The organism is Burkholderia sp. JKS000303 (assembly GCF_002563755.1).
Lineage (GTDB): Bacteria > Pseudomonadota > Gammaproteobacteria > Burkholderiales > Burkholderiaceae > Burkholderia > Burkholderia anthina_B.
The window spans coordinates 3,632,509-3,653,786 of record NZ_PDBZ01000001.1; the positions used below are offsets into that span (position 1 = coordinate 3,632,509).

A 21,278-nucleotide genomic window follows, 5' to 3' on the forward strand; every position below is an offset into this window, starting at 1 on the left:
CTTGCTCACGGCTTGTTCGCGTCGGCCGGCTTCACGGTCATCGGCGGGTTCGGCCACAGGCCGTACACGGACGGCGCGTACAGCGCCTCGACACGCGTCGGCGGCAACCCGAACGTACCGACGTTGTTCAGCCGCACCGTGTATTCGACCGAGAATTTGCCCTTCGGCAAATAGTCGTAATACGCGCGGTAGCCGTCGAAGTCGCGTTCGATGAACGACGGCCACGCGCCGTCCGGCGTCTTCTCGCCCTGGGTCGCGGCTTCGGAATCGCGGCCGAGGCCCGAGCCGAGGATCGTCGCGCCGGACGGGATCGGGTCGTTGACGACGACCCACGTCATGTCGCTCTGCGCATCGATGTCGAGATGCACGCGCACGACGTCGCCACGTGTGAGCGCGCCCTTGACGGCGGGCGACACGGGCGTGATCGTCTTCGTGATCCGGTAGCCGGCCGCGAACGGCGTGCGCAGCGGCACGGCCGCGAGGCTCTCGACGGTTGCCCACGGGCGGCCCGTGCCGTCCTGCGTGACGGACAGCGTGGCCGGCGCCTGCGACGCGCGCGGCCACGACATCAGCACGCTGCGTGCCGTGGCCGCACGCGTCGCGGCCGTGGCCGACGCCGGGGTATCGGCGGGTGCGGGCGTCTGCGACCACGAGATCGCGCGCTCGTTGCCGCCGAGCGCGACCTTCGTCGTGCCGGTGACGGGCGTGCTCTCGTAAGTGCGCGAGAAGCGCTCGACCGCGAGCAGGCCGAGTGCGTTCGACGTCGTCGTCTGCCATGCGCCCTGGCGTTGCAGCGCGAGCAGGCCGGCGGTCACGCGCGGCATCTCGTCCTTCCACGCCGGGTCGCCGGCGAATTCGAGCGCGAGACGGGCGGCATTGGTCTCGTTGCTCGTCATCAGCCACCACAGGTCGTCGTCGCGTGCGGTCGAGAACACGAGCTGCGTGCCCTGGTACGTGAGGCGCGCCCGCAGGATCTGCTCGACCTGCGCGCGTTTCTCGTCGCGTTGCGGGATGTCCTTCACGCGCGTGAGGATCGCGTGATAGTCGATCAGCGCCGACGTCGGCCACTGGTTCGGCGCGATCTCGATCGAGCCGAGCATGCGGCCCTGGGCGGCGCCGTAACGCGACAGCGCCTCGACCGCGGCGAGCTTGCGCAGGTCGCGATCCTGGCGCGGCGCCCAGGTGTTGCGCTCGATGCGGCCGTCGACGAAGCGCGCGAGCCCGGTTTCCAGCTGCGTGCGCATGTCTTCCGGCAGCGCGAAGCGCGGGTCGAGGCGGCTCGCCTCGTCGGACACCACCAGCAGGTACGACGACAGCGTCGGGCTGCCGTAGTGCGAATCGTCGGACGACGGCGGGAAGTAGCTCGCGAGCCCGTCGCTGTCGAGGTAGACGGGCATGCGCGCCACCAGCGCCTGCCATTGCGCCGGGTCGTGCAGGCCGATCGCGCGCGACGCCTGCTGTTCCAGGCAGCGGTACGGATAGCGTTCGAACCAGCGCCGCACGCCGGGCAGGCCGTCCGCGAGCTTCGACTGCAGCGACACGGCGATGCCGCCGCGCGGCGTGCCCTGTGCGTTGTCGACCGCGCCGGCCGGCGCCGACACGGGCACCGTCAGCGTGCCGTCGACCTGCGCGAGCGTGGCCTGCTGCACGGTGACCGGCAGCGCGGGCAAGACCTTCTGCGCGACGGCCAGCGCATCGGACGCGCGCTTGCCGCCTTGCTCGGCCGCCTCGATGCGCCAGTTCAGCGCGCCGGCCGCGTCGAGCGCCTGCTCGGGCACAGTGATCGTCCATGCCACCTCGGTCGCCGCGTTGGCCGCGAGCGATACGGTTTGCGGCGCGACATCGAGGCCCGTCACGCGCGGCGTCACGACGACCTGCATCGCACGGTCGGTCGTGTTGCGCAGCGTGACCTGCGCGCGGAACGCATCGCCTTCGCGCACGAGCGGCGGCAGGCCGGAGATCAGCTGCAGATCCTGCGTGCTGCGGATCGACGTGCTGCCGGTGCCGAAGCGATCGGCGCCGACCGCCGCGATCGCGACGATCCGGAAGCGCGTGAGCGCGTCGTTCAGCGGTACGTCGACGGTCGCGCTGCCGTTCGCGTCGAGCGTCACGCGCGGGTTCCACAGCAGCAGCGTGTCGAACAGCTCGCGCGTGGGCGCGCTGCCGCCGCCGCCGCCGGCCGGCACGGCCTTGCGGCCGAAGTGGCGGCGGCCGACGATTTCCATCTGCGCGGTGGCCGTTTCGACGCCGTATGCGCGACGCTGCAACATCGCGTCGAGCAGGTCCCAGCTGTTGTTCGGCATCAGTTCGAGCAGTGCCTCGTCGACGGCCGCGACCGCGATCTGCGTGCCGGCCGGTGCGGGCTGGCCGTTCGGCAGCGTCACTTTCACGTGCGCCTGTGCCTTGCTGCGCACCGTGTAGCGCGTGGCGTCGGTCGTCACGGTCACGCCGAGACGATGCACGCCCGTGCCGACCTTGATCTCGCCGAGGCCGTAGCGGAACGCGGGCTTCGACAGGTCGACGAACGCGGTCGGCGCTTCGTAGTGGCGGCCTTCGCGCCAGAATGCGCGCGCCCATTCGACCGGCGCCTTCCAGCCCCACGTGAAGAACGAGTACCACGGCACTTCGCGAATCCGGCCGCGCAATGCGAGCACCGACACGTACACGTTCGGCCCCCACGATTCGCCGACCTTCAGGTCGACGGTCGGGTTCTTGCCGTTCAGTTGCACGACGTGCGTTTCCATCACGCCGCCGCGCTCGACCGCGACGAGGGCGGTGGCGTAGCGGAACGGCATGCGCACCTGGAAGCGCGCGGTTTCGCCCGGTTCGTACGAGGTTTTTTCGGGAATCACGTCGATCCGGTCGGTGTTGTCGCCGCCGAACCAGAGTTCGTCCTCGCGCGTGACCCACACCGACGTCGATGCGTTCGACGCGCGGCCGTCGCCGTCCTTCGCGACCGCGATCAGTTGCACGTTGCCGGCTTGCTCGAGCGTCGCGTCGCAGGCCATGCGGCCCTTGTCGTCGGTCTTGCCCGAGCACAGCACGCCGAGGTCGCGCGTGTCGCTCTTGTTGTCGTATGCGTAGAAGCCGCCGACCATCCGCTTGCGCGACGACGTCGTGACGTGCGCGACGCCCTTGATCTCGATCGACACCGACGCACGCGGCTTGCCCTGCAGGTCGACCGCCAGCGCCTGCACGGGCACGCGCTGGCCGACCGACACCCAATGGCCGGCCTTGATGCCGACCGCCACCGCGGCCGGCCACAGGATCGTGTCGCCGCGGATCGTCTGCACTTCGCCGTTCGGATCCGCGAACGTCGCCTCGAGCGCGATGCGCTTCGGCGCGTCGACGTCGGGCAGCCCCTTGAGCGTGACGGAGCCCGCGCCGTTGCGATCGAGCGTCAGCGGCAGCTTGTCCGCGATCAGCTTCGTCGCATCGGGGTCGCTGTTCGACGACGACGCGTTGTCGCCGTCCTGCGAATCGTCGTCGGCGTTGCCGTCGCTCGTGTCGGGGCGATACGGAGAGAAGCTGAAGTCCTCGAAGCGATCCGCGAACGGCGGCGATGCCCACTTCATCAGCGCCGACACCTGCACGGGCAGGTTCGATGCGCCGCCGCCCGACACGTAGTCGATCTGCACGGCGAGCGGTGCTTCCTTCACGGCGACGAGCGGGCTCTTCTGCGCGTCGCGCGCGCTGATCGACCCTTTCAGCACCGGCAGGCGGAACGCCTCCACGCGGAAGCTGCCGCTGTAGTAGCTGGTGGTCGGCGCATCGTCCGGGCCGCCTTCGAGCGACACGCTGTATTCGCCGAGCTTCGCGGCCGGCGGCAGCGTGAACTGCGTGTCGGCGCTATGGTCGGCCGTCCACGTGAGCGGCAGCTTGTACGTCTGGTCCGAGCCGAGATGGCGGATCGTCACGCGCGTCGGGTATTGCGACGGGAACGCGAGGCTTTGCAGCGTCTCGGTGCGCAGGAAATGCTTCATCGACACGGTTTCGCCGGCGCGCAGCAGCGTGCGGTCGAACACGGTATGTGCGCGCACCGTCGGCGCGCTGTCGTTGTCGGTCGGCACGTTGAAGCGCCACGATTCGATCCCGCGGTTCCAGTTCGAGCTGACGAACGCCATGTCGGGGCCGGTCTTCGGGTCGTCGACGCGTGCGGACACGAAGTAGTCGTCGAAGCGTTGTTCCGACGACTTGCATTCATGCTTCGGCTCGAACGGGCCGTCGATCTTCAGCAGGCCCTGCGCGTCGGTCTTGCCGGCCGCGATCTCGTCGCCGTTGCAATCCGAGACGCGAATTTGCGCGTTCGGCACGGGCTTGCCCTTGTCGAGCGTCGTGACCCACACGAGGTTGTTTTCGCGGCCTTGTTTCAGATGCACGCCGAGGTTCGTGACGAGCACCGTGGTGCGCACGTACATGCTCGACGGTTTCGCGAGCAACGAGCGGCCGAGCGCGGGCGACGCGAGTTCGAGCACGTAGAAGCCGGGCTTGTCGATCGGCACGCCGACGATCTCGAACGGGCGCAGCGTCTTCGGATCGGCCTTCGGCAGCGTCAGCGCCTGCGCGCCCGGTTCGCCGGCGAGCAGCGACAGCGAGCGCACGTCGATGCGCCGGTCCTGCGGCGCGGGCATCTTTTCGCCGGCTTCGAGCGGCACGTAGACGGGATGCTGGCCCTTGCGCCGCAGCAAACCCGGCATGCGCTCGTCGATCGTGCCGGCCGTCATCGACCAGTTGTCGAAGCGGTCGACGGTTCGCATCCACTGACGGATCGCGGTGTCGTTCTCGACCTTGAGGTTTGCGAATTGCGCACCGCCCGCGTTGAGGCCGGCGATATGGAGATCGGCTTCGACGTTGCGCAGCGTGACCGGCACGAGCGCGGGCGTATCGGGTTCGGCGAAGCGCTCGACGATGCCGAAAGTGCCCGACGAGAATTTCGCGAGCGGCGGCATCGGCGCGGTGCGCGTCGCGAGCGGGAACAGGTCGGCGTTCGCGAGCGAGCGGTCGGTCACGTCGCGCAACCCGGACGGCAGCTCGATCGTCAGGTTGGCCTGCGCGGGCAGCGGCGGAGTGAACGTAACGGTCGTCACTTCGTCGCTGTGGTCGTCGGCCGCGAAGGTCGGCGAAAGCGAACCGTCAGGACCGCGCAGCTTGATCGCTTCGGCGTTCTTGCGCGAGATCGGCGCGTTGAACGACAGCGTCAGCGGACGCAGCGGCGTGCAGGGCGCCTTCGCGTTCTCGCGTTCGCACGAGAAGCTCGCGGCGAACGGTGCGCGCACGGTGAAGTCGAAACGCCGCTCGGTTTCGTTCGCGATGCCGCTCGGGCTTGCCACGCCCTTGCCGTAGACGAGCTGCATCTTCGCGCTGGCCGGCAGCGCCTGCGCGCACGACAGCGTGAGCACGCGCGCGGCGTCCTTCTTCAGCCCGAAGTGATCGAGCAGCGCGGTGCGGGTGTCGTCGTCGGCGGCCGTGACGGGGATGCGGTTGCCGATGCCGGCCGCTTCGCACCAGATGTTCGCGAGTGCGGAGCGCGGTTCGGCCGGGCCGTTCAGCTTCAGCACGAAGACCTGGCGTTCCTCGATCTCGCGCGAGCCGGGGCGCACCGTCACCGGGAACGGGCCGCCCGTTTGAAACGTGAAGCGGCGCGGGCCGCTCACCGCATTGCCGGCGACCGAGCGCAGCGTGTCGTTGAGTGCGACCGAGCAGCGTACGCCCGGCGGCAGGTCGTTCTCGAAATCGTAGACCCAGGTCTTGTCGTCGAGCCAGTGACCCTGGCCGCGCGCGGCAGCGGCATCGTTGCAGGTCATGCGCGCGGGACTCGGCGCGGACGCCGAACCGAACGCAACCATCGCTTCGTCGAACTTGACGACGCTTTGCCGGACCTCGGTGACGGTGCCTTGCGGCGACACGCTCACGGTGCGAGCCGCGCCCGCATGCAGTGACAGTGCGGCCGCGGCGCCGAGCGCCGCCACCGCGCCGATGCGCAGGAGCAGCCGGGTGGTGTGATTGGAATTGGATTGATTCGTGTTGTTGTGTTTGTCGCGCTGCTTCATCGCTCGATGCCCTCGGAGGGAAGCTTTCTGTTTGATTGCACGCGATTCTAACCGACGCGCATATGAGCGGATGACGGGATGCAGCGTGTCGTCGGCTTGCGACACACGGCATCCCGATGCAGAATTGTCGCGTCGACGACACAAAGATGCAGCGAAATGTCGATTGTCTCGGAATGCGGAACATTTAATGGACTATAAAGCCATTGTCCGATCCGATTTGTGCGCGTACATTTCAGGGCCGCGCCAATGTTTGAGAATTATCAAGCGTGGTTTTCCCGAATCCGGTGTTCGAGAGAAAAGGAAACATGCACAACGACAACACTCCCCACTCGCGTCGCGATAACGACGCAGCCGCAAGCGGCATCACGCGGCGTCAATGGCTGCAGGGCGCACTGGCGCTGACGGCGGCGGGCCTCACCGGCTCACTGGCGTTGCGGGCCCTGGCCGACAATCCCGGCACCGCGCCGCTCGATACGTTCATGACGCTCTCCGAAGCACTGACAGGCAAGAAAGGGCTGAGCCGCGTGCTCGGCGAGCGCTTCCTGCAGGCATTGCAGAAGGGCTCGTTCAAGACGGCAGACGGTCTGTCGCAACTCGCCGGCGCACTCGCGTCCGGCTCGCTGAGTCCCGATCAGGAAGCCACCGCGCTGACGATCCTCGAAGCGTGGTATCTCGGCATCGTCGACAACGTCGTGATTACGTACGAAGAAGCATTAATGTTCAGCGTCGTGTCCGATACGCTCGTGATCCCTTCGTATTGCCCCAACAAACCCGGCTTCTGGGCCGAAAAACCGATCGAGAGGCAAGCCTGATGGCCGATACCGATACGCAAAAGGCCGACGTCGTCGTCGTCGGGTCCGGTGTCGCAGGCGCGATCGTCGCGCACCAGCTCGCGATGGCGGGCAAGTCGGTGATCCTGCTCGAAGCGGGTCCGCGCATGCCGCGTGGCGATATCGTCGAGCGCTTTCGGAACCAGCCCGACAAGACCGACTTCATGGCGCCGTACCCGTCGAGCCCGTGGGCGCCGCATCCGGAATACGGCCCGCCGAACGACTACCTGATCCTGAAGGGCGAGCACAAGTTCAACTCGCAGTACATCCGCGCGGTGGGCGGCACGACGTGGCACTGGGCCGCGTCGGCGTGGCGTTTCATCCCGAACGACTTCAAGATGAAGACGGTGTACGGCGTGGCTCGCGACTGGCCGATCCAGTACGACGATCTCGAGCATTACTATCAGCGCGCCGAGGAAGAACTCGGCGTGTGGGGCCCCGGCCCCGAGGAAGACCTGTACTCGCCGCGCAAGGAGCCGTACCCGATGCCGCCGCTGCCGTTGTCGTTCAACGAGCAGACGATCAAGAGCGCGCTGAACGGCTATGACCCGAAGTTCCACGTGGTGACCGAGCCGGTCGCGCGCAACAGCCGCCCGTACGACGGCCGGCCGACTTGTTGCGGGAACAACAATTGCATGCCGATCTGCCCGATCGGCGCGATGTACAACGGCATCGTGCACGTCGAGAAGGCGGAGCAGGCCGGCGCGAAGCTGATCGACAGCGCGGTCGTCTACAAGCTCGAGACGGGCCCGGACAAGCGCATCGTCGCCGCGATCTACAAGGACAAGACGGGCGCCGACCATCGCGTCGAAGGCAAGTACTTCGTGGTGGCCGCGAACGGCATCGAGACGCCGAAGATCCTGCTGATGTCGGCAAACCGCGATTTCCCGAACGGCGTCGCGAACAGCTCCGACATGGTCGGGCGCAACCTGATGGACCACCCGGGCACGGGCGTGTCGTTCTACGCGAGCGACAAGCTGTGGCCGGGCCGCGGCCCGCAGGAGATGACGTCGCTGATCGGTTTCCGCGACGGCCCGTTCCGGGCGACCGAGGCCGCGAAGAAGATCCACCTGTCGAACATGTCGCGCATCAACCAGGAGACGCAGAAGATCTTCAAGGCGGGCAAGCTGATGAAGCCCGACGAGCTCGACGCACAGATCCGCGACCGCTCCGCGCGCTACGTGCAGTTCGACTGCTTCCACGAAATCCTGCCGCAACCCGAGAACCGCATCGTGCCGAGCAAGACGGCCACCGATGCGATCGGCATTCCGCGCCCGGAAATCACGTACGCGATCGACGACTACGTGAGACGCGGCGCCGCGCATACGCGTGAAGTCTATGCGACGGCCGCGAAGGTGCTGGGCGGCACGGAAGTCGTGTTCAACGACGAGTTCGCGCCGAACAACCACATCACGGGTGCGACGATCATGGGCGCGGACGCACGCGACTCGGTCGTCGACAAGGACTGCCGCACGTTCGACCATCCGAACCTGTTCATCTCGAGCAGCTCGACGATGCCGACCGTCGGTACGGTGAACGTGACGCTGACGATCGCGGCGCTTGCGCTGCGGATGTCGGACACGCTGAAGAAGGAAGTCTGACCGTGCGGAAATCTACTCTCACCTTCCTCCTCGCCGGGTGCCTCGCGCTGCCCGGTCTCGTGCGCGCGGCCGACTCGGCCGATCCCGCGCAGATCAAGCGCGGCGAATATCTGGCGATCGCGGGCGACTGCATGGCGTGCCACACCGCGAAGGGCGGCAAGCCGTTCGCGGGCGGTCTCGGGATGCCGGTGCCGATGCTCGGCAAGATCTATTCGAGCAACATCACGCCCGACCCGGACACCGGCATCGGCAACTGGACGTTCGAGGACTTCGAGCGAGCGGTGCGCCACGGCGTCGCGAAGAACGGCGACAACCTGTATCCGGCGATGCCGTACGTGTCGTACGCGAAGGTCAACGACGACGACGTGCAGGCGTTGTACGCGTACTTCATGCACGGTGTCGAGCCGGTCAAGCAGGCGCCGCCGAAGAACGAGATTCCCGCGCTGCTGAGCATGCGCTGGCCGCTGACGATCTGGAACTGGCTGTTCCTGAAGGACGGCGCCTACCAGCCGAAGCCTGCGCAAAGCGCCGAGTGGAATCGCGGTGCGTACCTGGTGCAGGGCCTCGCGCACTGCAGCACGTGCCACACGCCGCGCGGCGTCGCGATGCAGGAGAAGTCGCTCGACGAGACGGGCGGCAGCTTCCTGTCGGGTTCGGTGCTCGCGGGCTGGGACGGCTACAACATCACGTCCGACCCGAACGCGGGGATCGGCGGCTGGACGCAGCAGCAGCTCGTCCAGTACCTGCGTACCGGCAGCGTGCCGGGCGTCGCGCAGGCGGCCGGTCCGATGGCCGAAGCCGTCGAGCACAGCTTCTCGAAGATGACCGACGCCGACATCGGCGCGATCGCGACGTACATCCGCACGGTGCCGGCCGTGGCCGACGGCAGCGCGAAGCAGTCGCGCTCGTCGTGGGGCAAGCCGGCCGAGGACGGGCTGAAGCTGCGCGGCGTGGCGCTCGCGTCGTCGGGCATCGATCCGGCGCGGCTGTATCTCGGCAACTGCGCGACGTGCCACCAGATGCAGGGCAAGGGCACGCCGGACGGTTACTACCCGTCGCTGTTCCACAACTCGACGGTGGGTGCGTCGAACCCGGCCAACCTGGTCCAGGTGATCCTGAACGGCGTGCAGCGCAAGGCCGGCAGCGAGGATGTCGCGATGCCTGCATTCCGCAACGAACTGTCGGATGCACAGATCGCCGCGCTGACGAACTACCTGACCGCGCAGTTCGGCAATCCGGCCGCGAAGGTGACCGAGCAGGACGTCGCGAAGGCGCGTTGACGCCGGCAGCACGCGGCACGAAGCAGGCAACACTGACGAGAGGAGGGGCACAGCACATCGGGCGGAACCCGATGCCGGTTGTTGCAGAGGAGGGCAGGCGGCGCAGGCGGCCGCCCGTCCTGGTTCGTTGGCAATCCGGTGCGCGCGCGTGCGCATCGTTTTCGTTGATCACACCATGACACCGAATCAACCGTTTCTCGCGTCCCAGCGCGATGTGCTGCTGCTGCTGTCCCGAATCCTGCTCGTGATCCTGTTCGTGATGTTCGGCTGGAAGAAGATCGTCGACTTCTCCGGCACGATCGCGTTCATGGGAACCGAGGGCGCGCCGGCGCCGATCATTTCGGCGGCGATCGCCGTCGTGATGGAGCTGTTCGTCGGCATCGCGATCCTCGTCGGCTTCCAGACGCGACCGCTCGCGCTGCTGCTTGCGCTGTACACGATCGGCACCGCGCTCATCGGCCACCGCTACTGGACGATGACGGGCGGCGAGCAGATCAACAACATGATTCATTTCTACAAGAACATCGCGATCTCGGGCGGCCTGCTTGCGCTTTGCGCGGCCGGCCCCGGACGTTTTTCGATCGATCGCGGGTGAACGGGCCGCCGGCGCGCGCATGGGGTGCGCGCCGGACGGTCGAGACTCCGAGGGGGCATCATTTTGCGACTCAAACATTTCGCATGGCTGATTGCGGCTGCCACGCCCGCAGCCGCATTCGCACAGACAAGCGTGACGCTGTACGGCCGGATCGACGGCGGCGTCGAATACCTGAACCACATCGCTCAGCCGAACGGCGGTAGCGCGACACGCTGGAGTGCCGAAAGCGGCGACTGGGGCACCAGCATGTTCGGCCTGAAGGGCGTCGAGGATCTCGGTGGCGGCATGTCAACCGTCTTCAACCTCGAAACCGCATTCCAGGTGATGAACGGCCAGACGGGCGGCGGGCGCATGTGGTCGCGCCGCGCGTATGTCGGGTTGAAGAGCGAAACCTGGGGCCAGTTGCAGGCCGGCCGCAACCTCTTCATCGACAGCGACGGCGTGTGGGAATTCGATCCGTTCGTCCAGCAGGCGTTTTCGTCCGCATCGCTCGTGCGCGGCCGCAACTGGCAACAGAGCAGCAACAACATCGAGTATCACAGCCCGGTGATCGGCGGTTTCGACGTGCAGGCGCAATACGCGTTCGGCAATCAGTCGCGCGGTTTCAACTACGGCGCGGCCGACGACTTCGGCCGCTCGGACGGGATCATGCTGTCGTATCACTCGGCGCTGCTCGACGTGCGGGGCATCTACGACGAACTGCGCGACAACAACGGCAAGTTCAGCAACATCTTCACCGCGTCGCGCGAGTATTTCGTCGGCGCGAACGTGAAGGTGGCGAAGTTCAAGATCCAGGGCGCGTATACGCACTACCAGGCGCCGGACAGCCCGGCGGGCGTCGCCGATCGCGCCGATCACTACTGGCTCGGTGCGACCTATGCGGCCAATCCGCAGTGGGCCGTGACGGGGGGCGGTTATTACGTGAAGGTCGGCGACGGCGGCGGCGATGCATCGCACGATCCGTCGGGCCACGCGATCATGTACGTGCTCGGTACTACCTACAACCTGTCGAAGCGCACGTTCCTGTATGGGACGGTGGCGTATGTGCGTAATGGCGGGAATTCGAACTTCTCGCTGCTCGCGTCGCCACGCGATGCGACGTCGGGCACGAGCCCGATGACCGGCGAGTCGCAGACGGGCGCGTATGTGGGGATGATGCATACGTTTTGAGCGGGGCGTAGCGCAGGCAAGGCACGGGTGAGGGTGGCCCGTGCCTTGTTGCGTTTACCGGGCTTAGACGACCATTGCTGGCGGTGGGCATTGTTGTCGGCAACATACGCACGATGGATTCTCATTCTCTGACATTTGTGGACTGGAAATTCTGCGGCAAAGAACGGTTATGAGATTCGTTGTCATCTGACTGGAGTGAACCACGGCGGGAACATGAGGGTGTGTATCGTAGGCCCGTCGGGAACCGGAAAAACGACGATCGCCGCGGAATTGGCGGGCAGATTCGATATCACGGTGCGTGAATTCGACAACATCTATTGGGACAGGATCGGTGCAACGTCAGTGAAGAACTCGGATCAGGCGATGGCGGACGCGGCGCACGCGCTGGCCGATGAACAGGCATATGGGAAAGTCGTGTACCAAATGAACATCCAATGGCAACGTTGTACAACCGGTGGGACCGTCAAGCTTTCGTCGAGAAAGGGCAGACGTTTCCGCATGCCGGAGACTATTGCGTTGATGTCGCCGTGAGCGATGTGCACTGGACGTATCTGGGAAGTCCAAATGCGGAAACCGGTATGCCGGGCATATCCATGATCGATCTATAAAAACACAGAGAGATGCAGTGCGGTCACTCGTGAAGGGAAAAAACAGATGGCTCGTCAGGTCATTGTGGTGGGCGATACGCTTGCGCCGCACGGCGGCACAGTTACGACAGGTTCGAATGCTGATGTCGTTGATGGCAAGGCGATCGCCCGCAAGGGCGATACGGTCGAATGCATGGAACACGGGACGCAGACGATTGTTGAAGGCGACGCGAACGGCATGATTGGCGGTGCACCGGTTGCGTTGCATGGACATCGTGCAACATGTGGCTGCACGCTGGTGAGTCGTTCCACCACTATTTCGTGGTCATAAAACGCGACCCTTCATATCGAGCACTTATGCGTATGACACATGCGGTCTGCCAAGCGGTGCATTATGACGCGCGGAGATGTGCTCGACCGGCGGCACGGGCGTGTCCACCGAAGGTGCGCGCAGCGTCAACCGCGCGCCGCACATCCCCCACCATTCAATCCAACGCCTTCCCCGCCTTCTCATCCATGCAGCGAATCGCAAGCAGCGTGAACACGCCGCACCCGATCGCATACCACGCAGGCGCATTCGGGTTGCCGGTCGCCGCGATCAGCCACGTGACGAAGAACTGCGCGAAGCCACCGAAGATCGCGACGCCCACGCTATACACCAGCGCGCCGCCGGTCGCCCGCACCGCACGCGGGAACAGCTCGCCGAGCATTGCGCCCGTCGCGCCGATGTTGATCGCATGCACGATCGACAGGATGGCGATGATCGACAGCAACGATGCGGCGCCTGGCCAGCGGTTCAGCGCGATGAACGCGGGATAGATCGCGACCATCAGCATGATGCGTGTCCACCAGACGATCCGGTTGCGCCCGTAGACGTCGGACAGGTGGCCACCGATCGGCGTCACGAGCATCAGGATCGCACCGGCGACGCAGCCGGTCGTCATCGACAGCCAGGTCGGCAGGTGCAGCACCTGCACGCCGTAGATCGCCATGTAGAACACGATGATGTAGTGGATCGACGTGCCGCCGATCGTCACGCCGAGGCCCGCGAACACGGCCTTGCCGTGATGGCGCAGCACGTCGGCGAGCGGCAGCGACACGACCGCTTCTTCCGATGCGTGCGTAGCGGCAGGCGCGGCGGCCGGCACTTCCTCGACGGTGCGGCGCAGCCAGTAGCCGATCGGCACGAACAGCGTGCCGATCACGAACGGGATGCGCCAGCCCCAGCTTTCGAGCTGCGCGGCGTTGAGCGTCGACGTCAGCGCGACGCCGGTCAGCGCGCCCGCGAGCGCGGCGAGCCCCTGGCTGGAGAACTGGAACGACGCGTAGAAGCCACGGCGGTGCTGCGGCGCCTGTTCGAGCAGCAGCGTCGTCGACGCACCGACTTCGCCGCCCGATGCGAACCCCTGCAACAGGCGCGCGAGCACGAGCAGCAGCGGTGCGGCGATGCCGACCTGCGCGAAGGTCGGCGCGACCGCGATCGTCAGGGTCCCGAGCGCCATCAGCAGCAGCGTCAGGATCATCGCCTTCTTGCGGCCGGCGCGATCGGCGTACATGCCGATCACGAGACCGCCGAGCGGACGCGTGACGAAGCCGACACCGAAGCTCGCGACCGCGAGCATCAACTGCCCGAACGACGAATGCACGGGAAAGAACAGCTTGCCGATCAGGATCGCAAAGAAGCTGTAGACCGTGAAGTCGTAGAACTCGAGCGCGTTGCCGACGGCGGCGGCCGCGATCAGGCGGCGTTTCTTCGCGGCGGTGCGGGCATCGGCCGGCGAGCCGGCGAACGAAAGAGCGGACGTTTCCATGGGGTTCCCCCGGTAAGCGCGGAACTGCGTGATGAAGAGCCGTGAGGAACGGCCGTCAGGCCGCGAGCCAGGCTTCGGCGACGCGCACCCAGTAGCTCGCGCCGATCGCGAGGATGTCGTCGTTGAAGTCGTAGCCGGGGTTGTGCACCATGCAGCCGCCCTTGCTGCCGATCCCGTTGCCGATGAACGCATAGCAGCCGGGGCGCGCTTCGAGCATGAACGCGAAGTCTTCGCTGCCCATCAGCGGCGCGGCCTCGGTTTCGACGCGCTCGGCGCCGAGCATCTGGCGCGCGATGCCGGCCGCGAAGGCGGTCGGCTCCGGATGGTTGACGAGCACCGGGTAACCGTAGTCGTAATCGACTTCCGCGGTGACGCCGAAGCTTTCCGCTTGGCCTTTGACGAGTGCTTCGATGCGCCGCGCGAGCAGCGCGCGCACGTCGGCGTTCAACGCGCGCACCGACAGCTTCATCACGACGGTTTCGGGAATGATGTTGAAGGTCTCGCCGGCCTGTACGCTGCCGACCGTGATCACGGCCGCGTGCTGCGCGTCGACCTCGCGCGCGACGATCGTCTGCAGCGCGACCATGATGCTGCCCGCGGCCGACATCGGATCGCGTGCGAAGTGCGGCATCGCGCCGTGGCCGCCGACGCCGCGCAGCGTGATCGTCACGCGGTCGGCCGATGCCATCGCGGCGCCGCTGCGGAACGCCATGTCGCCGGCCGCACGGCCCGGCATGTTGTGGATCGCGAAGATCGCATCGCACGGGAAGCGGTCGAACAGGCCATCGTCCATCATCGACTTCGCGCCGCCGAAGTTCTCCTCGGCCGGCTGGAAGATCAGGTTCAGCGTGCCGGAAAACTGGCGCGTGGCCGCGAGGTGGCGCGCCGCGCACAGCAGCATCGCCGTATGGCCGTCGTGGCCGCATGCATGCATCTTGTTCGCGTGACGGCTCGCGTACGGCAGGCCGGTCGCTTCCGCGAGCGGCAGCGCATCCATGTCGGCGCGCAGGCCGACGGTGCGCGTGCCTTGTCCTTCGCGCAGCACGCCGACGACGCCCGTCTTGCCGATGCCGCGATGCACTTCGTAGCCCCAGCCCGTGAGCAGCTCGGCGACGAGATCGCTGGTCAGCGTTTCCTCGAAGGCGAGTTCCGGATGAGCATGGATGCGGCGGCGCACCTCGATCAGGTCGGGGGCGATCGCGGCGATGCCGGGGATAACGGGGTTCACGGCTTGCAGCATGGTGTCTCCTGTGGGGCCGGTGGGGCGTTTGACGCGCATATGACGTGCAAGCATATAAATTTCTTTTGCGCACCAGAAGCTGCTAAATTGCTTTGGTGCACACCACCGGTTGCCGCTCGGGAATACCCTGAGCCGGCATGCGTCGCAGCACACAGGGTTTCCACGAATCACGCATGCCGTCATGAAATACCATCAGCTGAAAGCGTTCGTCACCGTCGCGGAAGAAGGGAGCATCCGTGCGGCCGCGCGGCGCCTGAACGTGTCGCCGGCGGCATTGACGAAGGCGGTGAAGGAACTGGAGATCGCCCTCGGCGTGTCGCTCGTCGTGCGCACCGCGCGCGGCGTGCAGCTCACCGCGTTCGGCCAGCAGTTGCAGGTGCGCGCACGGCTGATCGTCGCCGAGATGCAGCGCGCACGCGACGACATCGAGCAGGCCCAGGGCGCGATGACGGGCTCGGTCGCGGCGGCGATCACGCCGGCCGCCGCCGTGACGATCCTGCCCGATGCATTCCGCGCGTTCCGGCGGCGCTTTCCGGTCGCGCGCGTCAGCCTCGTCGAAGGGTTTCCGGGCGTCGCGCTGCCGCGGCTGCACGACGGCTCGCTCGATTTCGCGGTGGCCGTCGTCGTGCCCGAACTGCTCGCGGCCGAGTTCGATCACGCGGAACTCTATGCGAGCCGGTCGCTGATCGTCGCGCGCAACGGGCATCCGCTCGCGTCGGCCACGTCGCTTGCCGATCTCGTCGAAGCCGACTGGCTGATGAATCCGTCGCCGGAAAGCTCGACCCAGGTGTTGTTCAATTCATTCGTCGCATACGGGCTGCCGGTGCCGCAGCGGGTCGTCGAATGTCCGAGCTTCGGGCTCGCGCACAGCCTGATGACGAACTGCGACCTGATCGCGTCGATGCCCGAACAACTGTTGGACGTGGAGTGGGCGCGCGACCAGCTCGTGGTGCTGCCGATCCGCGAGCGGCTGCCGGCCGTGTCCGTGCAGGTCATCACGCGCCGCGACAGCCCGCTCACGCCGGCTGCCGCGATGCTGCTCGACTGCCTGCGCGATTCCGCGCGGCGCAAGGGATTGCGGTGAGCGGCGCGCGTGCAGGTTCGGGCAATCAACAATGTAGTGATCCTGACTATTGGTCGCGTGCCTTCGTCGTTTTCCGCGCGCGATTGCGTGCTGGCGGCACGCGCGCCGAGAGCCGGTATCATATCGGCCGGCCCGCCGACCCGGCCGGCTTCCAACCACACGCCATCCGGCATCCAGCAATCAGAGGCATCACATGACCAGTGCAACCCAATTCGACAACGTATCGGTCGTCAAGCGCGCGAACGTCTATTTCGACGGCAAGTGCGTGTCGCATACCGTGCTCTTCCCGGACGGCACGCGCAAGACGCTCGGCGTGATCCTGCCGTGCGCGCTCAACTTCGGCACGGACGCGGCCGAATTGATGGAAGTGCAGGCCGGCAAGTGCCGCGTGAAGCTCGACGGCAGCAGCGAATGGCAAACCTACGGCGCCGGCGAATCGTTCTCGGTGCCGGGCAAGAGCCGCTTCGACATCGAAGTGCTCGAGACGCTCGACTACGTCTGCAGCTACCTGTAAGCGCATTCGCGCAGGTACGCCCGCGCGCGAAGCGCGCATGCAGCGGCCGCTGCGTAGCAAACAAAAAGCCCCGCCGAAGCGGGGCTTGTCGCATGCGGGCGGCGCGATGCCGCCCGGCACGGCGCTTACAGGCAGGCGCTGATGTCGCCCGCGGAAGCGGCGTCGCCGCGAACGCCGACCCACGTCTTCGCGCCCGGCTTCCACGCCGGACGGATCATCGCAGCGGCGCCGTTCGGCGGCTGCTGGCCCGGTGCGTAGACGTCGGTCGCAAGGCCGTTGGCGAGCACGTTCTGCGAGATCACCTGTTGCTGCGACTTGTCGGCCCAGGTCTTCGCGATGCATGCGGAGACGTCTTGGGCGGGTTTCTGGCTTTGTCCCACATTCTGCACGGCCGGATCGGCCGCGTGAGCAGAAATTGCCACGGTCAATGCGATGAGCGGTAAGTATTTCACGTTCACGTTTTATCTCCCTCGAGTCGTGATTGATTGAGTGGGATGCGCAGCAAAACTGCGTGCCTGTGAGATTGCATCGAACGAGCGCGGTTCCGGTGAATCGGAAACAAGATGTTAATGCGCTTGCCGGACGTCAACCCGAGGGCGGTGCGTTTTGCGGCGCCGCGACATGCGTCGTGCGCGACCCGAACGAGCCGGAGGACGCGCGAACGACGTCATGCGCCGTGTGGTCTGCTCGCTGCCCGGTGATGTGGCGAATGGACGATCGCGGCGTGCTGCATGTCTTCGCATGTTGCGCCGCGACGTTTCTTTATTGGCTGACGAAGTGGAATGGCTGAATGGTGGCCCCGTCGCATGCCTGCCATGATGACAAACTTTCGTCAGTTGAATTGTCAACGAAGTTTAAGCACGGAATGCGCTAAATGCAAAAACGGCGCGCTGTGCGCGCCGTTTCGTGAGGCGGAGTGAAGCAGGGGAAGCGCGGTGCGCAGCATGCTGCGCACGCGGCCGGCGTCAGCCGGGCTTGCGGGTGCCGGTGTCGCGCAGGTTGGCCGGCACGATCGGGCGGAAGCGTTCGCGCTTCTGCTCGTCGTCGAAGTGCTGGAGCGCGGGCTTGATGAGGTCGCTGCGCGACACGATGCCGGTGATGCGCAGCGATTGCGGATCGTCGACGACCGGCAGGCGCTCGAGGCCGAGCATCGCGAGACGCGACGCGACGACACGGCAGGTTTCGTGCGCATACGCGACGGCGGGCTCGCGCTCGGCGAACGCGCTCGCGAGCGTCGCGCCGGCACCGGCTTGCGCGCGCTGCGCATCGAGCGTCGCACGATCGACGAGGCCGAGCAGGCGGCCATTCTGCACGACCGGATACGCACGGTGCGTCTGCTTCGCGCCGAAGTACTGCGACTCGACCGCGTCGAGCGTCGTTGCACCGTCGATCGCGACGAGCGCATCGGCGGACGTCATCACTTCACCCACGTCATGCCGCTCGAGCGGGTCGACGCCGTATTCGCGGTAGATGTGATAACCGCGGCGCGCGATCTTTTCGGTCATGATCGAGCGCTTCATCACGACGGTCGCGAAGCCGTGCGCGACGAGCGTCGCTGCGAGCAGCGGCAGCAGTGCGTTTGCATCGTGCGTGAGGCCGAACGCGAACACGATCGCGGTCAGCGGTGCGCCGAGCGTCGCACCGAGCGTCGCGGCCATGCAGACGAGCGGCCACAGCGCCGGATCGCCGCCGGGCAGCACCGGCGACAGCACGGTGCCGAGGCCCGCGCCGAGCATCAGCAGCGGGGCGAGCACACCGCCCGACGTGCCCGAGCCGAGCGCGACCACCCACATCACGGCCTTCACGATCAGCAGCGCGAGCGCGATCTTCAGCGCGATGTGCTGGTGCAGCAGGTCGCCGATCACGTCATAGCCGACGCCGAGCGCGCGCGGCTCGAGCCAGCCGCCGATGCCGATCACGACGGCGCCGAGTGCCGGCCACCACATCCAGTGCACCGGCAGTTTCGCGAAGCCGTCTTCGATGCGGTACAGCGCAGCCGACAGGCCGCATGCGAGCATGCCCGACAGCAGGCCGGCGACGATGCACGACAGCAGCGCGACGGGCGTGGGCGCGGAAGTCGTCAGCGGAAACAGCGGGCCGGCGCCGAAGAACACGGCGCGCGCAAAACCGGCCACCGCGCATGCGAGCGCGACCGGCAGGAAACTGCGCGGACGCCATTCGAACAGCAGCAGCTCGACCGCGAGCAGCACGGCGGCGACCGGCGTGCCGAACACGGCCGTCATGCCGGCGGCCGCGCCCGCGACGAGCAGCGTCTTGCGCTCGGCGGCGGTCACGTGCACGCATTGCGCGATCAGCGAGCCCAGCGCGCCGCCCGTCATGATGATCGGGCCTTCGGCACCGAACGGGCCGCCACTGCCGATCACGACGCCGGACGACAGCGGCTTGAGCACGGCGACCTTCGGCGACATGCGGCTCTTGCCGAACAGGATCGCCTCGATCGCTTCCGGAATGCCGTGGCCGCGGATCTTCTCCGAGCCGAAGCGCGCCATCAGGCCGACGATCAGCCCGCCGATCACCGGCACGACGATTACCCATGCGCCGAGCGTATTGTTGGCAGGCGAGTGGTCGGCGAACGAGAACTGCTGGAAGAAGAACAGGTTCGTGAACAGGTGAATCAGGCTCAACAGCACGAACGCCGCCAGCGTGCTGAGCAAGCCGATCCCGGCAGCTAGCAACGCGATCCTGGGCAGGCGTTCGTTGGTCGAGAAATCGCGTTTGTGTGGTGCGTTCATCGGAGTTGAAAAGGTCGGTAAAGCTTGGGTCAGTAATCGATCTGCGGAACCTGGAATGCGTCCTTGAGCGACGTCAGCTCGGCGCGATGCATCGCCGCGAGACGGGCAAGCAGCGTTTCGCCGGCCTGCTCGAGGTGAACCTCGACCTGTCGGCGATCCGCTTCGCTCGTCTTGCGCTTCACGAGGCCGAGTGCCTCGCAGCGCGTCACCAGCGCGACGACGCCGTGATGCTGCGCCTGCAGGCGTTCCGCGATTTCTCCGATGGTTGCCCATTCGCGGTGCGGGTAGCCCTTGATGTGCAACAGCAGCAGGTATTGCAGCGGCGTCACGCCTTCGCTTTGCGCGGCGCGTTCGGAGAAGCGCTCGAAACGGCGCATCTGGTAGCGGAACTCGGACAGTTGCTGAAAATCGCTTTTGGCCAGTGCGCGTCGGGTGTCGGTCATTGCGGTCGGTCGGACAGTCGGTTTCGGTAGCGTGGAATGTATCACAATATGATATAAATAGCCGAGTTTTCGCGGAATGACCTGCATTCCGCGTTGCGCCGGTGTTACGCGGCCTCGAGCATCTGCGTCTGCCGGTACAGGCCGGTGACGAGATCCGTCTGCGTAATGATCCCGACGAGCCGGAGCGATGCGTCGACGACCGGGATGTGGTGGTGGCCCGAATGCGTGAACAGCGGCACCAGCGCCGTGATCGGCATGGTCTGCGGTACGGAGGCGACGTCGCGCGTCATCACGGTCGCGACGCTGGCCGGCTGGCCGCCGAACGACTGCGGCAGCCGCGCGGACAGCCGCTGCCACAGCGGCGTCGGGCGACGCAGCTGGCGCGTGAGGTCCGCGCGCGTGACGATGCCGATCAGGCGATCGTCGCCGTCGACGACCGGCAGCGCCTTCACGCGATGGCGGTCGAGCAGCGTGAGCGCGGCCGGCACCGACGTCGATGCGGCGACTTCGATCGCGTTCTTCGTCATCAGGTCGGCACACGTGAGCTGGCCGAACGTGCGCGTATATGCCTGCATCTCGGTTTCGCGCAGCAGCATTTCGAGGTCGTCCGGATCGACGTCGAGCCATTCGCTGCGGCGCTTCAGCACCGCGTCGAGGTCGCCGCGCGTGAAGCCGCCGCGTGCCGGCGCGGCCGTGCCCGCCTGCGGTTTCGTGTCGGGACGCACGCCGCCGTGCGGGTAGCGGTGGCCCGTCAGCGCGTGGTACAGAAGTGCGGCCGACAGCAGGATCGCGGACTGCAACGCGATCGGCTCGACCACGAAGCCGAAGCCGAGCGCGTGGATCGCCGGGCCGCCGAGCACGGCCGTCAGCGCCACCGCGCCCGACGGCGGGTGCACGCAGCGCAGCGCGAACATGCCGCCGATCGCGAAGGCGATCGCGACCGCGGCAGCCGTGATCGGATCCGCGATCCACTGCGCACACGCCACACCGACCGTCGCCGCGACGAGATTGCCGCCGATGATCGACCACGGTTGCGCGAGCGGACTCGCGGGCACCGCGAACAGCAGCACGGCCGACGCGCCCATCGGTGCGACGAGCAGCGGCACGAGGCCCGGCACGCCGGGCATCAACCGCATCGTGATGCCGACCGTCGCGATGCCGACGAGTGCTCCCGTGCACGAACGCATGCGTTCGCGCCAGCCGAGCGTCATCGGATGGGGAATGAAGCTGTGCAGCCACTGCCGGAGCGTGCGGCGCGACGGGGAGGAGCCTGACGACATGGACGGTAAGCGATAAGAATGACGGCGCGAGCTGACGCAT

Annotated in this window: 16 protein-coding genes; 9 read left to right on the top strand and 7 right to left on the bottom strand. The window is 66.6% G+C overall.

Annotated features, from left to right (window positions below; all coding sequences use genetic code 11):
- Window positions 1–5 precede the first annotated feature (5 nt).
- Entirely contained in the window at window positions 6–6,050 is a 6,045-nt protein-coding gene (locus BX604_RS17230) for an alpha-2-macroglobulin family protein (protein ID WP_098551850.1), read from the bottom strand.
- A gap of 305 nt (window positions 6,051–6,355) precedes the next feature.
- On the opposite strand from BX604_RS17230, the gene BX604_RS17235 reads away from it, so the two are divergent.
- The 7 genes from BX604_RS17235 (at window position 6,356) to BX604_RS17265 (ending at window position 12,444) form a co-directional block, all read left to right on the top strand.
- Entirely contained in the window at window positions 6,356–6,862 is a 507-nt protein-coding gene (locus BX604_RS17235) for a sugar dehydrogenase complex small subunit (protein ID WP_098551851.1), read from the top strand.
- Window positions 6,862–8,481, top strand: coding sequence for a GMC family oxidoreductase (locus BX604_RS17240; RefSeq protein WP_098551852.1), 1,620 nt, complete (start codon window positions 6,862–6,864; stop codon window positions 8,479–8,481). Before BX604_RS17235 ends, BX604_RS17240 begins: the two co-directional genes overlap by 1 nt.
- Window positions 8,482–8,483: 2 nt before the next feature.
- The gene (locus tag BX604_RS17245; RefSeq protein WP_098551853.1) at window positions 8,484–9,761 is read left to right on the top strand and encodes a c-type cytochrome; all 1,278 of its coding nucleotides are present in this window, start codon (window positions 8,484–8,486) and stop codon (window positions 9,759–9,761) included.
- A gap of 175 nt (window positions 9,762–9,936) precedes the next feature.
- A complete protein-coding gene (locus tag BX604_RS17250; protein ID WP_098551854.1) occupies window positions 9,937–10,356 on the top strand; it encodes a DoxX family protein in 420 nt (139 codons plus the stop codon).
- Window positions 10,357–10,419: 63 nt separating this feature from the next.
- A complete protein-coding gene (locus BX604_RS17255) occupies window positions 10,420–11,526 on the top strand; it encodes a porin (protein WP_098551855.1) in 1,107 nt (368 codons plus the stop codon).
- Between the two features lie 219 nt (window positions 11,527–11,745).
- A complete protein-coding gene (locus tag BX604_RS39640; RefSeq protein ID WP_257146348.1) occupies window positions 11,746–12,057 on the top strand; it encodes an NB-ARC domain-containing protein in 312 nt (103 codons plus the stop codon).
- Between the two features lie 123 nt (window positions 12,058–12,180).
- Window positions 12,181–12,444: a PAAR domain-containing protein gene (locus tag BX604_RS17265; RefSeq protein ID WP_098551856.1), complete on the top strand. Its 264-nt coding sequence runs from the start codon at window positions 12,181–12,183 to the stop codon at window positions 12,442–12,444.
- Between the two features lie 154 nt (window positions 12,445–12,598).
- Here BX604_RS17265 and BX604_RS17270 read toward each other — a convergent pair whose 3' ends face one another.
- Window positions 12,599–13,924, bottom strand: a complete 1,326-nt coding sequence (locus BX604_RS17270) for an MFS transporter (RefSeq protein WP_098551857.1) — start codon at window positions 13,922–13,924, stop codon at window positions 12,599–12,601.
- 55 nt (window positions 13,925–13,979) lie between these two features.
- Window positions 13,980–15,164: a M20 aminoacylase family protein gene (locus tag BX604_RS17275; RefSeq protein ID WP_098551858.1), complete on the bottom strand. Its 1,185-nt coding sequence runs from the start codon at window positions 15,162–15,164 to the stop codon at window positions 13,980–13,982.
- 181 nt (window positions 15,165–15,345) lie between these two features.
- Here BX604_RS17275 and BX604_RS17280 point away from each other — a divergent pair, with 181 nt between their 5' ends.
- Complete coding sequence (locus BX604_RS17280; RefSeq protein ID WP_098551859.1) at window positions 15,346–16,248, top strand: LysR substrate-binding domain-containing protein; 903 nt, start codon at window positions 15,346–15,348, stop codon at window positions 16,246–16,248.
- 193 nt (window positions 16,249–16,441) lie between these two features.
- Window positions 16,442–16,762 (top strand): pyrimidine/purine nucleoside phosphorylase, encoded by a 321-nt coding sequence (gene ppnP, locus BX604_RS17285; protein WP_012366195.1) that lies wholly within the window; start codon window positions 16,442–16,444, stop codon window positions 16,760–16,762.
- Window positions 16,763–16,887: 125 nt separating this feature from the next.
- Here the strand turns inward: ppnP and BX604_RS17290 are convergent, their stop codons facing one another.
- The 4 genes from BX604_RS17290 to BX604_RS17305 all read right to left on the bottom strand — a co-directional run bounded on the left by BX604_RS17290 (window position 16,888) and on the right by BX604_RS17305 (window position 21,238).
- Entirely contained in the window at window positions 16,888–17,220 is a 333-nt protein-coding gene (locus tag BX604_RS17290) for a hypothetical protein (protein ID WP_175774274.1), read from the bottom strand.
- A gap of 507 nt (window positions 17,221–17,727) precedes the next feature.
- The gene (locus tag BX604_RS17295; RefSeq protein ID WP_098551860.1) at window positions 17,728–19,515 is read right to left on the bottom strand and encodes a chloride channel protein; all 1,788 of its coding nucleotides are present in this window, start codon (window positions 19,513–19,515) and stop codon (window positions 17,728–17,730) included.
- Between the two features lie 29 nt (window positions 19,516–19,544).
- Window positions 19,545–19,958 (bottom strand): MarR family winged helix-turn-helix transcriptional regulator, encoded by a 414-nt coding sequence (locus tag BX604_RS17300; protein ID WP_098551861.1) that lies wholly within the window; start codon window positions 19,956–19,958, stop codon window positions 19,545–19,547.
- Between the two features lie 104 nt (window positions 19,959–20,062).
- A complete protein-coding gene (locus tag BX604_RS17305) occupies window positions 20,063–21,238 on the bottom strand; it encodes an HPP family protein (RefSeq protein ID WP_098551862.1) in 1,176 nt (391 codons plus the stop codon).
- Window positions 21,239–21,278 lie beyond the last annotated feature (40 nt).